We start from the raw sequence: 18,696 nt of genomic DNA, 5'->3' as shown, positions 1-18,696 counted from the left end.
CGGCGCGCGGGCACAGTGGGGGGATTCGCGATGGACAAGCTCGACGCCGGGCATGGCGGAGCGGATGCCCCGCTGCTGTCGCGGCTGGTCCTGGAACTGATCGGGGCCGCCGTGGTCTTCGGCTTCGGCGCCACGGTGGTGATGGGCGCGCTGGAGCATCCGGTCGGCTGGTCCGACCAGGGGCCGCAGGCCGGCACGCTGCCCTTCTGGCTGGGGCTGATCGCCATGGGCGCCAGCATCGGCATCGCCATCCAGGCCCTGCTGAAGCGCCGCGCGCTGTCGGGCGAGACGGTGCTGGGCGCGAAGGCCGCCATCCAGGTCGCGCGCTTCCTGCTGCCCATCGTGGCGCTGGTGGCGCTGACCGTGCCGCTCGGCCTCTACCTCGCCATGAGCCTCTATCTCGTCGGCATGGTGCTGCTGCAGGGGCATGGCTGGAAGGCGGCGCTGGTCACCGCCGCCGGCGCCGTGCTCTTCAACTGGGTGGCCTTCGAATACTGGTTCATGCTGCCGCTGCCCAAGGGCCCCATCGAAGCCTGGCTCGGCCTGGCCTGAGCGGAGGAGACGCCGCATGGAAAATCTCGACGCCCTGATGCACGGCTTCTCCGTCGCGCTGACCTTCCAGCATGTGCTGCTGATGATCGGCGGCGTGCTGCTGGGCATCCTGGTCGGCGTGCTGCCGGGGCTGGGGGCGCCGAACGGCGTGACCCTGCTGCTGCCGCTGACCTTCAGCATGGACCCGGTCTCCGCCATCATCCTGCTGACCAGCACCTACTGGGGCGCGCTCTTCGGCGGCTCCACCACCTCCATCCTCTTCAATATCCCGGGCGAGCCCTCCTCCGTCGCCACCACCTTCGACGGGCACCCGATGGCCCGCCAGGGCAAGGCGACCGAGGCGCTGACGACCGCCTTCCTCTCCGCCGGCTTCGGCGCGCTGGTGGGCATCGTCGTCATCACCCTGCTCTCGGGCTTCGTCACCCGCTTCGCGCTGCGCTTCGGGCCGCCGGAATATTTCGCCGTCTATTTCCTGGCCTTCGCCTCCTTCGTCGCCTTCGGCGGCGGCTCGGCGCTGAAGACCATCGTCTCCATCGCCACGGGCTTCGCGCTGGCGACGGTGGGCATGGATATCGTCTCCGGCGGCATGCGCCTGACCTTCGACATGTCCGAGCTGATCCGCGGCGTCAGCTTCCTGGTCGTGGTCATCGGCCTCTTCGGCATCGGCGAGCTGCTGCTGACGATGGAGGATTCGCTGGAATTCCGCCCGGTCGCCACGACCCTCTCCCCGCGCCGGGTGCTGCTGACGGCCCTGGGCATGCCGCGCCACGCGGTGGCCCTGCTGCGCTCCGCCGCCATCGGCGTCTGGATGGGCATCACGCCGGGCGGGCCGACGGCGGCCTCCTTCATGTCCTACGGCATCGCCCGCCGCTTCTCCCGCAACGGCGCCCGCTTCGGCCGGGGAGAGCCGGAAGGCGTCGTCTCGCCCGAGACGGCCGACCATGCCGCAGGCACCGCCGCCATGCTGCCGATGCTGGCGCTGGGCATCCCCGGCTCGGCCACCGCCGCCGTCATGCTGGGCGGGCTGATGATCTGGGGGCTGAACCCCGGCCCCATGCTGTTCATCGAGCAGCGGGACTTCGTCTGGGGCATGATCGCCTCGATGTATCTCTCCAACATCGTGGCGGTGGTGCTGGTGCTGGCGACGGTGCCGGTCTTCGCCGCCATCCTGCGGCTGCCCTTCACCATCGTCGCGCCGCTGATCGTCGTGGTCTGCGTCATCAGCGCCTGGAGCGTCGCCAGCGCGGGCTTCGACCTCTGGCTGATGCTGGCCTTTGGCGTCGTGGGATGGGGCATGAAGAAGCTGGACTACCCCATCGCGCCGCTGGTGCTGGCCATGGTGATTGGCGACAAGGCGGAGGATGCCTTCCGCCAGTCCATGATCATCTCCCACGGCGCCTTCGGCATCTTCTGGGCGAACCCGCTGGTCGGGTCCATCGCCACGCTGGCCATCCTCTTCCTGCTCTGGCCGCTGGTCTCGCTGCTGCGCCGGCCGGCGCGGCGGGGGGCCGGCCCGGCGCCGACCCTCCCCTGAACCGGGGCCGCCGCCTCAGCCCGTTGGGCTGAGGCGGATCACGCACCAGGAGGCCGGCGGCAGGCGGGCACCGAGCCGCCCGCCGGACCATTCCACCCCCTCCAGCGGGGCGAGGTTCACCCGGTCCGGCTGCTCCTTCGTGTTCACCGCCTTCAGGTCGTCGTTCCGCAGCACCGTGGCCTGGGAGACGGCCATCCCCTCGAAGCCCCGCAGATCGGCTTCCAGGGCCAGCGGCTCGTCCAGGTTGCGGTTCAGGGCGAAGAGCGTGACATGCCCGCCCTCCGGGTCATGCACGGCGGAGAGCTTCAGATAGGGCACTTCCGGCAGCGGGAAATACAGCTCCTGCGTGCCGCGCGGGTCGTAATAGGTGGCGGAATAGGTGGGGGATTCGACCGCCGCCCGCAGCACCCGCCCGCGCCCGAGATTGCTCATCTGCGCGAAGGGATAGAAGATGGTCTGCCGCCAGGCCGGCCCGCCGGTCTCCGTCATGATGGGCGCGATGGCATTGACCAGCTGCGCCAGGCAGGCGCTCTTGATGCGGTCGGCATGGTTGAGCAGGGAGATGCAGGCGCCGCCGAAGGCCAGCGCGTCCTCCATGTTATAGGCTTCCTCCAGGATGCTCGGCGCCACGGGCCAGCCAGGCACCGTCCGCCCCTCGCGCTTGCCGCGCGTGCGGTACCAGACATTCCACTCATCGAAGCTGAGCATGATGCGCTTGGAGGAGCGGCGCTTCGCGGCCACCGCGTCGGCGATGGCCACCACCTCGTCGATGAAGCTGTCCATCAGGTCGGACGAGGCGAGGAAGGCCCGCGTGTCCTCCTTGTAGTTGTTCAGGTAGGTGTGGAGCGAGATGAAGTCCACATGGTCGAAGGTGTGCTCCAGCACCTCCTGCTCCCAGGCGCCGAAGCTGGGCATGTTGCGGGAGGAGGAGCCGCAGGCCGCCAGCGTCAGGCTCGGGTCGATCCAGAGCATCATCTTGGCCGCCTCGGCCGCCGCGCGGCCATATTGCCAGGCGGTCTTGGTCTCCATCTGCCAGGGGCCGTCCATCTCGTTGCCCAGGCACCAGAACTTGACGTCGTGCGGCGCCTGCCAGCCATGCTGCCGGCGGAGGTCGGACAGGGCGGTGCCGCCGGGGTGGTTGCAGTATTCGACATAGTTCCGCGCCGCATCCGCGCCGCGCGTGCCGAGGTTGACGGCGAGCATCGGCTCGATGCCCGTCTTCCGGCACCAATCCATGAACTCGTTGGTGCCGAAGGTATTCGGCTCCGTCGACATCCAGGCCAGATCCAGGCGGCGGGGGCGCTGCTCCACCGGGCCGACGCCGTCCTCCCAGTTGTAGCCGGAGACGAAATTGCCGCCGGGATAGCGCATGATGGTCGGCGCCAGTTCCTTCACCAGGGCCATGACATCGCCGCGGAAGCCCTTCTCATCCGCGGTCGGGTGGCCGGGCTCGTAGATGCCGCCATAGACGCAGCGGCCGAGATGCTCGATGAAGGCGCCGAACAGCCGGCGGTCAGTCTCGCCGATCGCGAAGTCACGATCGATCATCACTTGGGCTTTCAAGGGACGTCTCCGTTTCCTGGTATCAGGCTCACGCCGGAAGGTTCGCATCGCTGCCGCGGGAAGAGCGCCCGGCCTCGGGCCCATCATCGGGCGCCTCGACGGAGAGCACGGATTCCTTCAGCAGGATGGAATAGGGGTGCTGGGGCGTGGTCAGCACGCTGCGCGCATCGCCGGCTTCCACCACCACGCCGCGCTGCATGATGACGATGCGGTTGCTGATGTAATAGGCCGTTGCGAGGTCGTGCGTGATGTAGACGATCGACACGCCAAGCTCATCCCGCAATGCGCGGAAGAGGTTGACCACGGTCATCCGCAGCGAGGCGTCGATCATCGACACCGGCTCATCCGCCACCAGCAGCGAGGGACCCGGGATCAGCGCCCGGGCGATGGCGACGCGCTGCAACTGCCCGCCCGAGAGCTCGTGCGGGAAGCGGCCACGGATCTCGGTGATGGAGAGGCCGACCTTGCGCAGCGCCTCATCTGCCTTCTCCTCCTGCGCCGCCAGGTTCCTCGCGCCCGTGAAGTGCCGCGCCGTGGCGTGCAGGTAGCGGTCCACGCGGGTGAGGGGGTTGAAGGATTCGAAGGGGTTCTGGAAGATCGGCTGCACCGCGCGCATGAATTCCAGCCGGTCCGCCGCGCCCCTGATGGTGGAGAGGTCCCGGCTCTTGAAGAGGATGGCGCCTTCGCTGGGCGCCACGCTGTTCAGGATCATCCGCGCCAGGGTGGACTTGCCGCTGCCGGATTCGCCGATGATGGCGAAGACCTCCGGCACATCCGCCCGCAGATCGAAGCTGACATCCTTGACCGCATGGGTCTGGCGCCGCCGCAGCAAGCCGCCGCCGCCATAGGTCTTGCTGACATGGCGCAGTTCCAGCAGCGGCGCGCTCATGACACGATCCCCTGCATCACGGCATGGCAGGCCACGCGATGACCGGGCGCCACCATCTCCAGCGGCGGCGATTCCCGGCGGCAGATCTCCATCGCCAGCGGGCAGCGCGGATGGAAGCGGCAGCCGGAGGGCGGATTTGCCAGGTTGGGCGGCGTGCCGGCCAGGCCCGTCTTGGGCTTGTCGTCACCGATGCGCGGCAGGCTGGCGATCAGGTGCCGGGTATAGGGATGCAGCGGGTGGCGGAAGAGCTCGCGTGTCGGCGCCTCCTCCACCAGCCGCCCGGCATACATGATGCCCAGGCGGTCCGTCAGGTTGGCATGCACGGCCATGTCATGCGTGACGAAGAGGATGGAGGAGCCCATCTCCTGCTGGATGTCGCGGATCATGGCGAGGACGTCCTTCTGCACCACGACATCCAGCGCGGTGGTCGGCTCGTCGGCGATGATGAATTCCGGCCGGCAGACCGTAGCGAGGGCGATGGTCACGCGCTGCCGCATGCCGCCGGACAGCTCGTGCGGATAGGAATCCAGCACATGCGGGTCCAGCTTCAGCCGAGCCAGATGCGCTTCCACCCGCCGCAGGAACTCGGGCATGGGCAGGCCCATGTGGCGGAAGGCGAAGTCGATGAAGGCATGGCGGATCCGGCGCACCGGATTCAGCACGTTCATTGAACCCTGCATGATGTAGGAGAGGTTGCGCCAGCGGATGGCGCGCAGGCTGCGGGCATCCAGCCCGTAGATATCCTGCGGCCCCTGGCCGAAATCGAAGGTGACGCTGCCGCCGACCACGTTCAGCGGCGGCCGGATGGCGCGGGCGATGGTCTTGATCAGGCTGCTCTTGCCCGAGCTGGATTCGCCGGCGAGGCCGTAGATCTCGTTCCGGCTGATCTCCAGCGAGATCTCGTCCACGGCACGGATCTCCCGCGTCACGCCGAAGAAATGCATCTGGTAATAGGCGCGGAGATCGCGGACCGAGAGCAGCGGACCGGGCCGGGAGGCCGGGCGCGGCCTGGCCAGGATGGCGTCCTGCTGCATCACGCGCCTCCCATCCGCGCCAGGCGGCTGCGCGGGTCGATATACTCGTTCATGGAGACGGCGAGCAGGAAGAGGCCGAGGAAGAGGCAGATCACCAGGATGACCGGGAAGGCCATCCACCACCAGATGCCCGAGACCAGCGCGGCGTGCTGGTTGGCCCAGTAGATCATGCCGCCAATGGTGGGCGTGTTGATGTCGGTGAAGCCGAGGACGGAGAGCGTCACCTCCAGCCCGATCGACCAGTTCAGGTTGTTCATGGTGGTGGAGAAGATGATCGGCAGCACGTAGGGCAGGTGCTCCCGCAGCACCACTTCCGGCGCGCGCATGCCGGAGAAGACGGCCTGATGCGTGAACTCCCGTGTCCGCAGGCTCATGGTCGCGGAGCGGATGAGGCGCGCGTCATAGGACCAGCCCAGGCATGCGGCGGCCAGGGCCAGCAGGCCCCAGGACATGTTGTCCCGCATGACGAAGTAGAAGAGCACGAGGATCGGGAAGAGCGGGATGACGATGAAGGTGTCGTTGATGGACATCAGCGCCCGGTCCACCCGCCCGCCCAGATAGCCCGCCAGCAGCCCGACCGTGAGGGAGATGATCCGGCTGAGGACCGCCACGACCACGCCGAAAGCCAGCGTGTTGCGGATGGCGGCGGTCAGTTGCCAGAAGACGTCCTGCCCGCGCGAGGTCGTGCCGAAGATGTACTGCGCCGAGGGCGGCATGTCCGGCGGCACGACATAGACATCCAGCGGCGGATAGGGGGAGAAGAAGGACATGAAGGCGATGCTCAGCACCACCAGCAGCAGCGCGCAGCCCAGGCCGAATTCCCAGTTGTAGCGCAGCAGGTCGCGGAAGATGCGGATCATGCGTCAGTGCCCCTGGATGCGCGGATCGAGCAGCGGGTAGAGGAGGTCCACGACCAGAACCGCCGCCGAGACGGCGATGATGGAGACCGAGGTGACGCCGATGACCAGGCTGTAGTCGCCCGCGTGCACGGCCGAGATCAGCAGCGAGCCGAGGCCGGGATAGCCGAAGACCTGCTCGGTGATGATGGCGCCGTTGAAGATGGCGCCGAGGGACATGGCCAGCCCCGTCACCTGCGGCGTGATGGCGTTCCGCATGACATAGGAGCGCATGACGCGGGACTGCCGGACGCCGGCCAGTTCCGCATAGGTCGTGTAATCCTCGGTCACGATGTTGGAGACGAGGGCGCGCATCCCCATGAACCAGGAGCCGATGCCCACCAGGATCAGGGAGAAGGAAGGCAGGATGGCATGCTGCATCACGCTGAGGATGAAGGGCAGGTTCAGCCCGCGCTGAACGTTATCCGCATGCGCGCCGGTGATCGGCAGCACCGGCCAGAGGAAGCCGAAGGTGATCAGCAGCACGAAGGCGACGATGTAGTAGGGGATCGGGTGCACGCCCATGGCGATGGCGCCGAGCAGCTTCAGCAGCCGGTTCTCGCGGTAATAGCCCGCGAGCCCGCCCAGCAGGTTGCCCAGAACCCAGGCGAGCAGGGTGGAGACGGTGAGCAACCCCGCCGTCCAGGGCACCGCGCGGGCGATCAGCTCCGTGACCGGGGTCGGGAAGGCCGAGAGGGAGGGACCGAAATCCGCGACCGCCACGCGCTTCCAGAAGGCGATGTACTGCTGGAGCGGATTGCCGCCGGTGCCATAGAGCTCCCGCAGGGATTCCCGCATGGTCTCGATGGCCCCGGGGCTGCTCTGGCCGAAGGAGGTGGCGGCCGCGATCGTCTGCTCCACCGGGTCGATCGGCGTCGCATGGGTGATGAGATAGGTGATGTTGATGCCGACGAAGACGACCAGCACGAACTGCGCCAGACGCCTCAGCAGATAAAGCCCGTAAGACCGCATGCCGCCCCCCCCGTGTCGAGCAGGATGCGCGGCCCCGGACAGGGCCGCGCGGTTCAGGTGGTCAGCCCTGGCGCGGCTTCAGGCGCACCATCATGTAGCGGGAATTGCCCCAGTTCGGGACCGGGTTGGCATAGGGGTTCTCCGCGGTGGGGAAGCCCGTCCAGTAGGTCTCGTCCATGGTGGTGAAGACGTTATAGGCCATCAGCGGGATGGTCGGCATTTCCCGCACCGCCAGCCTGGCATATTCGCGCCCCAGATCGACGGTCTGCGGGTCCTCGAAGCCGATGCCGCGGATCCGCTCGATCAGGGCATCCAGTTCGGGGTTGGACCAGCGTTGGTAGTTGCGCGGCGGCTGCGGCTTGCCCGGCGGGGCGACGAATTGCGAGTGCCAGCTATCGAGGAAATAGGCGAGGTCGGGATGGCCGCCATAGGTCTCCACGCTCCAGAAGACGATGGCCTCGAAATCGCCGGCATTGCGGCGGTCGATGATATTGCCCTGCGCGACCTCGGTGCGGGAATCGATGCCGAACTGGCGCCAGTTCTGCGTGATCATGGTGCCGGCGCGCGTCATGACCGGCCGCGCCTCGCCTTCCACCATCAGGCGGATGGTGAAGGGCTTGCCATCCGGCGTGCGCCAGCTGTTGCCCTGCTTCCTGAAGCCAGCCGCCTCCAGCAGTTCCTGGGCCGCCTGTGGGTTGGGCTTCCACCAGCCATGGCCGAAGGCCTTGGTGATCTGCTCGGGGTCCGTCGGCACGCCCTCGTTCGTGGGGCGCACCAGGTCCGCGATCTGCTTGCCGATGGTGGGGTCGTAGGGCTTGATCTTGCGCTTGCCTGTATCAAGCTCGAAGGCCGTCAGCCATTCCTGCATCGGCTCGTGGTAGTCCCGCGGATGGTTGCCGGTGGGCGGGATGCCGATGGCCGAGATCGTGGCGGCGCCGCGGTAGGAGGCCATGGCGACAGCCTTGATATCGATCAGCAGCGCCAGCGCCCAGCGGACGCGCCTGTCCTGGAACAGCGGGTTCTGGTGGTTGAACAGCACCGCCGGCAATGTCGGGTCCGGATGCGCGTAGGGGAACTGTGGAAACCACCCGTGCGAGGATTTCGACTGCCGGGCGATGGTGAACATCCCCTCCGGCGCCACGTCATGGATCACGTCCAGGTCATGGTTCAACTGGGAGATGACGCGCTTGTCCGGCGGCCCGGCATCGACATAGCTGACATAGCGCGGGCCGGGCTGGCCGAAGCGGCCGAGCGTGGTGCGCTGCCAGTCCTCGCGCCGTTCCCAGGTGAAGCGCTTTCCATCGGGGTCGTAGCTGTGCAGCACATAGGCGCCGAGGCTGACGGGCTTGTTGAAGTCGAAGCGCAGCGGGTCCGGCTGCTTCTCGAAGACATGCTTGGGCATCATCCAGATGCCGTTGAAGCGCACCGTGAACAGGGAATGGAAGCGCGAGTTCGGGCGCTTCAGCCGGAAGACGGCGGTATAGGGGTCCGGTGTCTGGATACTGTCGACATTCAGCGCCAGCAGCGCGCCCCAGCGCATCGCCAGGTTCTTCATCTGCGTGTCGACGGTATAGGCGAGGTCGGCGGAGGTGAACTCGACGCCGTCGCTCCAGTGGATGCCGGGCCGGAGCTTGACCGTCATTTCCGTGAAGTCGCTGTTGTACTGCGGCTTCTCGGCGGCCAGGGAATTGTCCCAGGGGCCGTCGAGGCCCTGCTCGGGGTCCATGTACCACAGGGTATCCAGCGCCAGCTGGTGCAGGCCGGTATACTGGCCGCCGGCATTGACGGTCCAGATGTTGAACCAGCCGGCATTGCGGATGGTCCCCTCCGGATTCTCCAGGATCAGCGTCTCGTGGCGGGGAAGGCCGCCGGCGAAGCCTTGCGAAACGGCCGGGCCAGCAGCCAGGGCAAGCGGTGCCGCCAGCAGCGTTCTGCGGTGGATCTCCATCCGACGTCTCCTTCAAACCCTGTTTTCGGGCCTTGAGCAGACGCTACGAGCCGTCTTCGCCTGAGGTCAACGAAAATAGTGGTATATACCTGAAACTCCGATATGGAACGGAATCGTCAGTCCTGTAGGCGCAGGCGCATCATGATGTCCTGGTCATGATTGCCGAAGCCCCGGCCGAAGATGTTCACGCCGCCAGGATTCTTCGCGCCCTCCGCAATGCCGACCCGCAGGCGGATCGAGTGGTGGCTTTGAAGATCCAGCTGCGCGAGATTGACGTTGGAGAGCTTCTCGCCATCCAGGTAGGTGCCGCGCCGGGTGATCTGCCAGGTGGTCAGGCGCCCGTATTGCGAACCTTCGAGCTTCCACCAGCGCGGCGTATAGGCACCCCGCTTGTCCCCGTAGTCGCCGGGCGAGGTCCAGGTGCCGATCCTGACATTGTTGACCCAGAGGCTGATGTCGGAAGGCCAGTTCAGGTTCGTCCCCGGCACTTCCGAGGACATCTCCATGCTGAATTCCAGGGCCTCGATGCCGCTCTTCATCAGCTTGGCATTGTTGGGGAACTTGTATTCGACATAGCCGCGGGAAAACCAGATCAGCGTCGCCTGCATCCGCCCGGGGTCGAGGAAGAAATCCGGCACGTCCAGCAGCCCGATCACCCCCTCACTGGAACAGAGCCCGCAGGGGGCACTGACGCTACAACTGGTATAGAGGCCGAGCGGCATGGCGACCTCCACCAGGTTCTGCATGCGCTCCACCGGGGGCGGCAGCAGGCGGATCACGATCTCGTCAAACGGCGTGGAGCAGATTTTCTGCTGGCCCTTGCTGGCTTTGACGATTTCCGTGCGGATCAGCGCCGTCTTCTCCAGCATCTGCACATTGCTGGCCACGGTTGATTGCGGCAGGCCCAGCGCCCGGCCGATGTCGTTGACATTCATCGGCCCCTGTTCGCGCAGCAGGCGCAGGATATGGAGCCGCACAGGGGAGGCGAGGCTGCGTACCGCCTCTCCGTTTTCCTCGGCCAGCACCATGACGAAGCTTCGGTCTGACAGGCTGCTCATTGGCCGGACTGTGTCAGTTTGGCGGGTCCATATCCAGCTTTTTGGTATGTTGCGCGGCCCGGACGACATAGACTGGGCACCGGTGTGCGCGGCTGCATCGCGCCACCAGGTCGCATCAGGGTCGAGAGCGATGCATCGCCGTGGGGACCGCGGCGCGCCCGGCCCCATGAGGAAACGGATATGAAAGGCGACAAGCCTCTGCGGAGCCAGGCCTGGTTCGGACGCCAGGACAAGATGGGCTTCTACTACCGCTCCTTCCTGAAGAACCGGGGCTTTCCGCAGGATCAGTTCGATGGCCGCCCGGTCGTCGGCATCTGCAATACCTGGTCCGAGCTGAACCCCTGCAACAGCCACTTCCGCACCATCGCCGAGCATGTCCGCTACGGCGTGCTGGAGGCCGGCGGCTTTCCGCTGGAATTCCCGGTCTCCTCCCTGGGCGAGGTGACCATGCGGCCGACGGCCATGCTCTTCCGCAACCTCGCCGCCATGGATGTGGAGGAGGGCATCCGCGCCCATCCGCTGGACGGCGTCGTGCTGCTGATGGGCTGCGACAAGACCACGCCTGCCCTGCTGATGGGCGCCGCCAGCGCCAACCTGCCGGCCATCGGCGTCTCCGGCGGTCCGCAGCTGCGCGGGGTCTACCAGGGCCAGATCATCGGTTCCGGCACCAATATCATCTCCATGAGCGAGCAGCTCCGCGCGGGCGAGATCACGCTGCGGGAATTCCATGAGGCCGAGGCGGGCATGAACCGCAGCCATGGCTCCTGCATGACCATGGGCACCGCCTCCTCCATGGCCTCGATGGTGGAGGCGCTGGGCATCGGCCTGCCGGCGAATGCCGCTATCCCCGCCGTGGATGCCCGGCGCAACGAGCTGGCGCGCATGGCCGGCCGCCGCATCGTCGGCATGGTCCATGAGGACCTGACCCCGGACAGGATCCTGACGCGGGAGGCCTTCGAGAACGCCATCCGCACCCTGGCGGCCATCGGCGGCTCGACCAATGCCGTGGTGCATCTGATCGCCATCGCCCGGCGCATCGGCGTGGAGCTGACGCTGGAGGATTTCGACCGCCTCGGGCGCGGGGTGCATTGCCAGGTCAACCTGATGCCCTCCGGCCAGTATCTGATGGAGGATTTCTACTATGCCGGCGGGCTGCCGGTGGTGCTGCGCGACCTGGGCGAGCAGGGGCTGCTGCACAAGGACGCGCTGACCGTCAATGGCCAGAGCATCTGGGACAACGTGAAGGACGCCCGCTGCTGGAACCGCGAGGTCATCACCACGCCGGAGCAGCCCTTCAAGCCCGATGCCGGCATCGCCATCCTGCGCGGCAACCTCGCGCCCGATGGCGCGGTCATCAAGCCCTCGGCCGCCTCGCCGCACCTGATGCGGCATACCGGCCGCGCCGTGGTCTTCGAGAGCATCGAGGAACTGCACCGCGCCGTCGATGACGACGCCCTGGATATCGACGCCGATTGCATCATGGTGCTGAAGAACTGCGGCCCCAAGGGCTATCCGGGCATGGCCGAGGTCGGCAACATGCCGCTGCCGCAGAAGCTGCTGAAGCAGGGCGTGCGGGACATGGTGCGGATTTCCGATGCCCGAATGTCCGGCACCGCCTATGGCACGGTGGTGCTGCATGTGGCGCCGGAGGCGGCGGCGGGCGGCCCCCTGGCCCTGGTGCGGAACGGCGACCTCATCACGCTGGACGTCAAGGCGGGCAGCCTGCACCTGCATGTGGATGACGCCGAGCTGGCCGCGCGCCGTGCCGCCTGGACACCGCCGCCGGAGCATTTCGACCGGGGCTATACCCGCCTCTATGTCGATCATGTGCTCCAGGCCGACCAGGGCGCGGATTTCGACTTCCTGGTGGGCCGCAGCGGCTCCCCGGTGCCGCGCGATAACCACTAGGGGCGCGGGGGGGGGCGCTTGCCCTCCGGGCGGGCTCCGCCTTGAATGGCGGGAAGGCGGGCGCCAAGGCCCGCCGCCCAGCCGAGGAACGCCGCCCATGCCCGTCTATGCCCTGGATGACCGCACTCCGACCCTGCCGGAGGCCGGCCGCTACTGGCTGGCGCCCGATGCCCATGTGATCGGCGCCGTGGTGCTGGGGGAGGATGTCAACTTCTGGTTCGGCGCCGTGGCGCGGGGGGACAACGAGACCATCCGCATCGGCGCCCGCACCAATATCCAGGAAGGCGCGATGCTGCATGCCGATCCCGGCGCGCCGCTCACCGTCGGCGCCGATGTCACAGTGGGCCACCATGCCATCCTGCATGGCTGCACCGTCGGCGACGGCAGCCTGATCGGCATGGGCGCCACGGTGCTGAACAACGCGCGCATCGGCGCCCATTGTATCGTCGGCGCCAATGCCCTGGTGACGGAGGGCAAGGAATTCCCGGACTACTCGCTGATCGTCGGCGCGCCGGCCCGGGCGGTGCGGACCCTGGATGCGGCGGCGGCCGAGAAGCTCATGCGCTCGGCCGCCCATTACGTCGCCAATTCCCGCCGCTTCGCCGCCGGGCTGCGCCGGATCGACTGACCCGGCGCGCCGGGGGGGCGTCCTGCGCCCCTCAGCCCTGGCCGGCGCGCAGCATGATCTTGCCGATATGGCCGCTGCCCTCCATCAGCCGGTGCGCCTCCGCCGCCGCCTCCAGCGGCAGGACCCGGTAGATCTCCGGCCCGCACTCGCCCCGCTCCAGCAGCGGCCAGACCTTCTCCCGCAGCTCGCGCGCGATGCCGCCCTTCTCCGCCGCGCCGCGCGGCCGCATGGTGGAGCCGGTGACGGTCAGGCGCCGCGTGACGATGCGGGCCAGGTCCACCCTGTCGGCGAAGCGCCCGCCCATGAAGCCGATGATGACGAGGCGCCCGCCGGGGGCGAGGCTGCGGAGATTGCCGGCCAGGTAGTCGGCGCCCACCATGTCCAGCACCACATCCACCCCGCGCTTGCCGGTCAGGCGGGCGACCTCCTCCGCGAAGTCGCTGTCGCGGTAGTTGATCGCGGCCTCGGCGCCGAAGCTCCGGCAGGCCGCGCATTTCTCCTCCGACCCCGCCGTCGCATAGACCGTGGCGCCGAAGGCGCGCGCCAGCTTGATGGCGGTGACGCCGATGCCGCTGGTGCCGCCATGCACCAGCAGCTTCTCCCCGGCCGAGAGGCGCCCGATCTGGAAGAGATTGGCCCAGACGGTGAAATAGGTCTCCGGCAGGGCGGCCGCGCGCACGGCGTCATAGCCGGCGGGCCAGGGCAGGCATTGCACGGCCGGCACGGCGCAGTATTCGGCATAGCCGCCGCCATTGGCCAGGGCGCAGACGCGGTCGCCCGGCTTCAGCGCCTCCACGCCCTCGCCCAGCGCCACCACCTCGCCCGCCACTTCCAGCCCCAGCACGGGGCTGGCGCCGGGGGGTGGCGGGTAGTTGCCGCGCCGCTGCTCCACATCCGGCCGGTTCACGCCGGCGGCCTCCACCCGCAGCAGCACCTCCCCGGGAGCGGGCCGGGGCAGGGGGCCGGTCGCGGGCCGCAGCGCCCCGGCATCCCCCGGCGCGGGGAGGTCGATGAAGCGCATGGTTGTGGGGAGTGGCATGGGTGTTCCTCCGCTGGTCTGTCCGGCAGATGGCGCCTCGGCGCCGCCATGCCAGTCAAAATCGCCTCAGCGGCGGCGGGTGCATGCGCGCCGCCCGCGTGCTATCAGTCCAGCCAGTAACAGTATTCGTTCCGCCCGGGGGGGTGGGGGTTCCGGAATGGCCGGCCTCTTGATGCGCCACGCTGCCGACGCGCAGCCGGTGCGGGCGCGCCGGATGCGCGGGTGACCGCCTTCCCCACCCGCCGCGGCTGAACCCCTGGGAGGGCCCATGACCAAGCCGAAGCCGGAACCGGAGATCCTGCCACCCTCCCTCCAGCGCCTGGCGGCCGGGACATTGCCGCCGGAGGCCCTGGCGCTGCTCGCCGGCCCCATCGGGGAGGCCGTGGCCCGGGCCGCCGGCTATGCCGGCCGCGCGCTGTCCGAGAATACCCGCCGCGCCTATGCCTCGGACTGGAAGGCCTTCTCGCAATGGTGCCGGGATGGCGGCGTCAGCGCCCTGCCGGCCGAGCCGGTGGTGATCGCCGGGCATCTGGCCAGCCTGGCCAGGAGCCTGGGGCGCAGCGGGCTGAAGCGGCGGCTGGCCGCCATCGCCCATGCGCACCGGCAGGCCGGGCATCCCTGGCAGCCCGGCAACCCCGTCATCCGCGCCACGCTGCGCGGCATCTTCGCCACCCATGCCAAGCCGGTGCGGCCGGCGGCGGCGCTGACCTCGACCGAGGTGAAGCTGCTGCTGAACGCCTGCGGCACCGACCTGGCGGGGCTGCGGGACAGGGCCATCTTCCTGACCGGTTTCGCCGGCGCCCTGCGGCGGTCGGAGCTGGTGGCCATCGACCGCGAGCATCTGCGCTTCACCACCGACGGCATGACGCTGCACATCCCGCGCTCCAAGCGCGACCAGGAGGGGGAGGGGGCCGATCTCGGCATCCCGCGCGGCCTGAACCCGCTGACCTGCCCGGTGCGGGCGGTGGAACAGTGGCTGCAGCGGACGCGCATCGAATACGGCGCCGTCTTCCGCCGCGTCACCGCCGCCGGCACGCTGGAGGACCGGCTGAGCCCGCAGGGTGTCTGGCGCATCCTGCGCCGCCGGGCCGAAAGGGCGGGGCTGGTGGTGGATGAGCGGGAGCGGCTCTCGCCGCATGGCCTGCGCGCCGGCTTCATCACCGAGGCCTATCTGAACGGCGCGCTGGACGAGCAGGTGATGCAGCACGCCCGGCAGTCCGATTACTCGACCACACAGGGCTACCGCCGCCGCGCCAAGATCACCCAGGACAGCCCGGCCCGGCTGCTGAACCTCTGACGGGGGAGGGCCGCGCATGGACATGGCCGCCCCAGCCGCGCCCTGGGCCCTGGAGGAAATCCAGGCGCCCCCGCATACCGACTGGCTGCGTCATCTCCTGACCATCAGCGGCCCGGCGGCGGAGATGGCGCGGTTCCGCGTGGCGGCGGCAGGCGCGGGCGTCATCCCCTGGGTGCTGGACCTGGCGGGGATGGAGGAGGACTGGCTGCTGCAACTGGCCGCGCCCGAGGAGGACCGGCCCGCCATCAGCCTCTCCGGCGCCAAGATCCTGGCGCGGCGGCTGCGGGAGGCGGCGGCGGCGAACCAGGCACGGGCACTGTCCCGGCTGGACCAGGACCGGCGCTGCCCCTTCGACCTGCACCGGCTGGTGCCCGTGCCGCCCACCGTGCTGGCCCTGGGGCCGGACCATCCGCAGGCTCTCGCCTGGCTCTGGTCGCACTGGGGCACCACCCGCGCCCTGCGGCAGGTCCGGCTGCTGCCGGGCGGGCAGGACAGGCGCAGCACCCGCACGGACCGCATGGACGTGGAATTCTGGTCGGCCGACTGGTCGCCCTGGCGTGCCCTGGCGCGGCTGCGGCGGGACTGGCCGGTGCTGGTGCTGGACCTGCGGCCGCAATACGGGGAGGAGGAGGCGCCGCAGGCCCGGCCGAAGGCCGTGCGGCGCCGGGGCAGGTGACGCGGATGGAAGAGCCCGCCACGGATGCGCCGCCCGCGGGCCGCGCGCCCGTGCTCAGCGTCGAGGGCTTTTCGGGGCCTCTGGATTTCCTGGTGGAGATGGTGCGGCGGCACCGTGTGGACCTGCGCCAGCTCTCGATCCTGGCGCTGGTGGACCAGTTCGTGGCGGCGCTGGAGGCCCATGCCGATGATGTGCCGCTGGAGCAGCGCAGCGCCTGGGTGGTGCTGGCCAGCCAGCTGGTGCTGCTGAAGGCGCAGCTTCTGGCCCCCGCCGGCCCCGAGGAAGCCGAGCGCGCCGAGGAGGAAGCCCAGCGCCGCATGGCGCAGCTGGAAGAGCTGGCGCTGATGCGCGCGGCGGCGGAATGGCTGGGCGCGCGGCCGCAGCTGGGGCGGGACTTCCACGCGCGCGGCCAGCGGGAAAGGCCCACCCGCCCCCGCTCGGAAATGGTGCTGGCCTTCCTGGAAGCCGTGCTGGTGATGCTGGAGGGGCGCGTCGGGCGGGAGGTGACTCCGGTCACCCCATATCGCCCCGCGCCGCCGGACCTCGTCCGCATGCCGGAGGCGCTGATCCGCATCCGCGAGATCCTGACCGCCCGGCCCGCGGGCGGGCCGCTGCGGCACTTCCTGCCACAGATCCCGCCGGGCCACCCCCAGGCCGCGCTGAAGCGCCGCTCCGCCGTGGCATCCACCTTCCTGGCCGGGCTGCAACTGGCGGGGGAGGGCGTCCTGCGGCTGGAGCAGGAGGCGCCCTTCGGCCCGATCTTCCTCAGCGCCCTGGACGCGACGCCGCGCCACGCATGAGAAAGGGGAGGACAGTCTGTCCTCCCCCTTCCACTTTCCGGCCCGTTGCGTCAGTTCGCGGCGTCGCGCCCCTGGGCGCTCTCGGGCTGGCCGCTGGTATAGGTCGGCTGCTGCAGCTTCTGGCCCGGCGGCGGGCGGTTGGGCAGCGGCGGCAGGGCCAGGGCCTTCTGCAGGTCGATGCCCGCGCCCTCGGCCACGCGGCGGCCGTAGTCCTCGTCGCAATGCCACCAGTGCCAGACCATCCGCAGCGCGATGGGCTCCGGGCATTCCTTCATGTCCGCGACCATATTCGCGATCAGGTCGTCGCGCTCCCAGTCCTCGAAGGAACGGTACCGCTCGCCGGCCTGGCGGTAGTCATCGGCCGTGCGGCTGGTCTGGTAGCGGCCGAGATGGCCTTCCACCCACTGGTGGTGTTCCTTCTGCGGCTTTGGTGCCTCCTGCAGGCCGCCCATCATGCTCGGCTCGTAGTTGACGTGCCTGTTCTGGCCGCCGCCATCGACGACATAAGTCATCTGCCCGTCCCGCTGGTTGGTATGGGCCTGGGCACCCTGCTGCGGCGCGTTGATCGGCAGCTGCAGGTAGTTGGGGCCGACGCGGTAGCGCTGCGTGTCCGAATAGGAGAGCGTGCGGCCCTGCAGCATCTTGTCGTCCGAGAAGTCGATGCCATCCACCAGCACGCCCGTTCCGAATGCGGACTGCTCGACCTCGGCGAAGAAGTTGTCGGGCACGCGGTCCAGCACCAGGCGGCCGATCGGCAGCAGCGGGAACTTGTCCTCCGGCCAGCGCTTCGTGTCGTCCAGCGGGTCGAAGTCCAGCTCGTCATGCGGGTCGTCCGACATGAGCTGCGCGCAGAATTCCCACTCCGGATATTCCCCGCGCTCGATGGCGTCGTAGAGATCCTTCGTGGCGTGGCCGACATCCTGGGCCTGGATCTTGGCCGCATCCGCGCTGGTCAGGTTGGAGACGCCCTGCCGGGGCACCCAGCTGAACTTCACCAGATGCGCGACGCCCTGGTCGTTCACCAGCTTGTAGGTATTGACGCTGGAGCCTTCCATGTGCCGGTAGCTGGCGGGGATGCCCCAGGGGCTCTTCACCCAGGTCACCATGTGCAGTGCCTCGGGGTGATGCGCCACGAAATCGTAGAAGCGCCAGGGCTCCTGGCGGTTGGTCACGGGGTCGGGCTTGAAGGCGTGGATCATGTCCGGGAACTTGATAGCGTCCCGGATGAAGAAGATCCTGAGGTTGTTGCCCACGAGATCCCAGTTGCCCTCGACCGTCTTGAACTTCACGGCGAAGCCGCGCGGGTCGCGCGCCGTCTCCGGGCTGTCCTTCGAGCCGATGACGGTGGAGAAGCGGACGAAGACCGGCGTCCTCACCCCCGCCTCGGTCAGCACGCGGGCGCGGGTGTATTTGCTGGCGGGCTCGTTGCCGATCTTGCCATAGGCCTCGAAATGGCCGTGGGCGCCCACGCCGCGGGCATGCACCACACGCTCCGGGATGCGCTCCCGGTCGAAATGGGTGATCTTCTCGATGAACTGGTAATTCTCGAGCGTGGCGGGGCCACGTTCGCCGACGCTGCGCAGGCTCTGGTTATCGTAGACGGGATGGCCCTGACGCGTCGTCAGGACCTTGCGATCTTCGCTCATGGAACGGCCTCCCTTTGTGCCTGACGGTATGGCCATATGTGGGCCGGGTTTAGGTGTCTAAAGCCGCTCTTCGCGCCCAATTGATGATGCACCGCAACAGGCAGACCCTTCGCGGGCTGCCGCGATTCTCCAACTCTCCCAGGCTCCCGCCGCAGGGACCGAAGGCGGGCTGACTGCCATGGCGGCGATGGCCTGACCGATTTGTCCAAGGATCTGAACGGATCGTCTATGGCAAGATGAGGCCGGATGGTCCGAT

At 68.5% G+C, this 18,696-nt stretch carries 16 protein-coding genes; 7 read left to right on the top strand and 9 right to left on the bottom strand.

Translation table 11 applies throughout. The annotated features are described in order from the left end of the window. Positions 1-30 precede the first annotated feature (30 nt). Together IAI58_RS20445 and IAI58_RS20440 are read left to right on the top strand one after the other, a co-directional pair. Positions 31-552, top strand: coding sequence for a tripartite tricarboxylate transporter TctB family protein (locus tag IAI58_RS20445; protein ID WP_207446374.1), 522 nt, complete (start codon positions 31-33; stop codon positions 550-552). A 16-nt stretch (positions 553-568) separates the two neighbouring features. Next, positions 569-2,086, top strand: coding sequence for a tripartite tricarboxylate transporter permease (locus IAI58_RS20440; protein WP_207446372.1), 1,518 nt, complete (start codon positions 569-571; stop codon positions 2,084-2,086). A 15-nt stretch (positions 2,087-2,101) separates the two neighbouring features. Here the strand turns inward: IAI58_RS20440 and arfA are convergent, their stop codons facing one another. The 7 genes from arfA to IAI58_RS20405 form a co-directional block, all read right to left on the bottom strand. Then, a complete protein-coding gene (gene arfA, locus IAI58_RS20435; RefSeq protein WP_237182332.1) occupies positions 2,102-3,634 on the bottom strand; it encodes an arabinosylfuranosidase ArfA in 1,533 nt (510 codons plus the stop codon). A gap of 43 nt (positions 3,635-3,677) precedes the next feature. Further along, positions 3,678-4,538, bottom strand: a complete 861-nt coding sequence (locus tag IAI58_RS20430; protein WP_207446364.1) for an ABC transporter ATP-binding protein — start codon at positions 4,536-4,538, stop codon at positions 3,678-3,680. After that, complete coding sequence (locus IAI58_RS20425) at positions 4,535-5,572, bottom strand: ABC transporter ATP-binding protein (RefSeq protein ID WP_207446362.1); 1,038 nt, start codon at positions 5,570-5,572, stop codon at positions 4,535-4,537. Before IAI58_RS20425 ends, IAI58_RS20430 begins: the two co-directional genes overlap by 4 nt. Continuing rightward, a complete protein-coding gene (locus IAI58_RS20420; RefSeq protein WP_207446360.1) occupies positions 5,572-6,432 on the bottom strand; it encodes an ABC transporter permease in 861 nt (286 codons plus the stop codon). The genes IAI58_RS20425 and IAI58_RS20420 overlap by 1 nt, the downstream gene beginning before the upstream one ends. 3 nt (positions 6,433-6,435) lie before the next feature. Next, entirely contained in the window at positions 6,436-7,440 is a 1,005-nt protein-coding gene (locus IAI58_RS20415; protein ID WP_207446353.1) for an ABC transporter permease, read from the bottom strand. 61 nt (positions 7,441-7,501) lie between these two features. After that, positions 7,502-9,388 carry an ABC transporter substrate-binding protein gene (locus tag IAI58_RS20410; protein WP_207446352.1) on the bottom strand — a complete coding sequence of 629 codons (1,887 nt, stop codon included), beginning with the start codon at positions 9,386-9,388 and terminating at the stop codon, positions 7,502-7,504. 116 nt (positions 9,389-9,504) lie between these two features. Next, positions 9,505-10,446 (bottom strand): ArsR/SmtB family transcription factor, encoded by a 942-nt coding sequence (locus IAI58_RS20405; protein ID WP_207446351.1) that lies wholly within the window; start codon positions 10,444-10,446, stop codon positions 9,505-9,507. 180 nt (positions 10,447-10,626) lie between these two features. Here IAI58_RS20405 and IAI58_RS20400 point away from each other — a divergent pair, with 180 nt between their 5' ends. Next, entirely contained in the window at positions 10,627-12,354 is a 1,728-nt protein-coding gene (locus IAI58_RS20400) for an IlvD/Edd family dehydratase (protein ID WP_207446350.1), read from the top strand. A 97-nt stretch (positions 12,355-12,451) separates the two neighbouring features. Further along, on the top strand, positions 12,452-12,982 hold the full coding sequence (locus IAI58_RS20395; protein ID WP_207446349.1) for a gamma carbonic anhydrase family protein: 531 nt from the start codon (positions 12,452-12,454) through the stop codon (positions 12,980-12,982). A gap of 31 nt (positions 12,983-13,013) precedes the next feature. Here IAI58_RS20395 and IAI58_RS20390 read toward each other — a convergent pair whose 3' ends face one another. After that, complete coding sequence (locus IAI58_RS20390) at positions 13,014-14,021, bottom strand: NAD(P)H-quinone oxidoreductase (protein ID WP_207446348.1); 1,008 nt, start codon at positions 14,019-14,021, stop codon at positions 13,014-13,016. Between the two features lie 268 nt (positions 14,022-14,289). On the opposite strand from IAI58_RS20390, the gene IAI58_RS20385 reads away from it, so the two are divergent. From IAI58_RS20385 to IAI58_RS20375, 3 genes are read left to right on the top strand one after another with little or no spacing between them, the layout of a single operon-like run. After that, positions 14,290-15,318, top strand: a complete 1,029-nt coding sequence (locus IAI58_RS20385; RefSeq protein WP_207446346.1) for a site-specific integrase — start codon at positions 14,290-14,292, stop codon at positions 15,316-15,318. 16 nt (positions 15,319-15,334) lie between these two features. Further along, entirely contained in the window at positions 15,335-15,994 is a 660-nt protein-coding gene (locus IAI58_RS20380) for a hypothetical protein (protein ID WP_207446344.1), read from the top strand. 5 nt (positions 15,995-15,999) lie between these two features. After that, a complete protein-coding gene (locus IAI58_RS20375) occupies positions 16,000-16,794 on the top strand; it encodes a segregation and condensation protein A (protein ID WP_207446342.1) in 795 nt (264 codons plus the stop codon). A 50-nt stretch (positions 16,795-16,844) separates the two neighbouring features. On the opposite strand, the gene IAI58_RS20370 is transcribed toward IAI58_RS20375, so the two are convergent. After that, positions 16,845-18,440 carry a catalase gene (locus IAI58_RS20370; protein ID WP_207446341.1) on the bottom strand — a complete coding sequence of 532 codons (1,596 nt, stop codon included), beginning with the start codon at positions 18,438-18,440 and terminating at the stop codon, positions 16,845-16,847. Positions 18,441-18,696: the final 256 nt, after the last annotated feature.

Source organism: Roseomonas marmotae, assembly GCF_017654485.1.
Classification (GTDB): Bacteria; Pseudomonadota; Alphaproteobacteria; order Acetobacterales; family Acetobacteraceae; genus Pseudoroseomonas; species Pseudoroseomonas marmotae.
The sequence above is the reverse complement of the archived record's forward strand: the minus strand, read 5'-3'. Positions and strand labels throughout refer to the sequence as shown.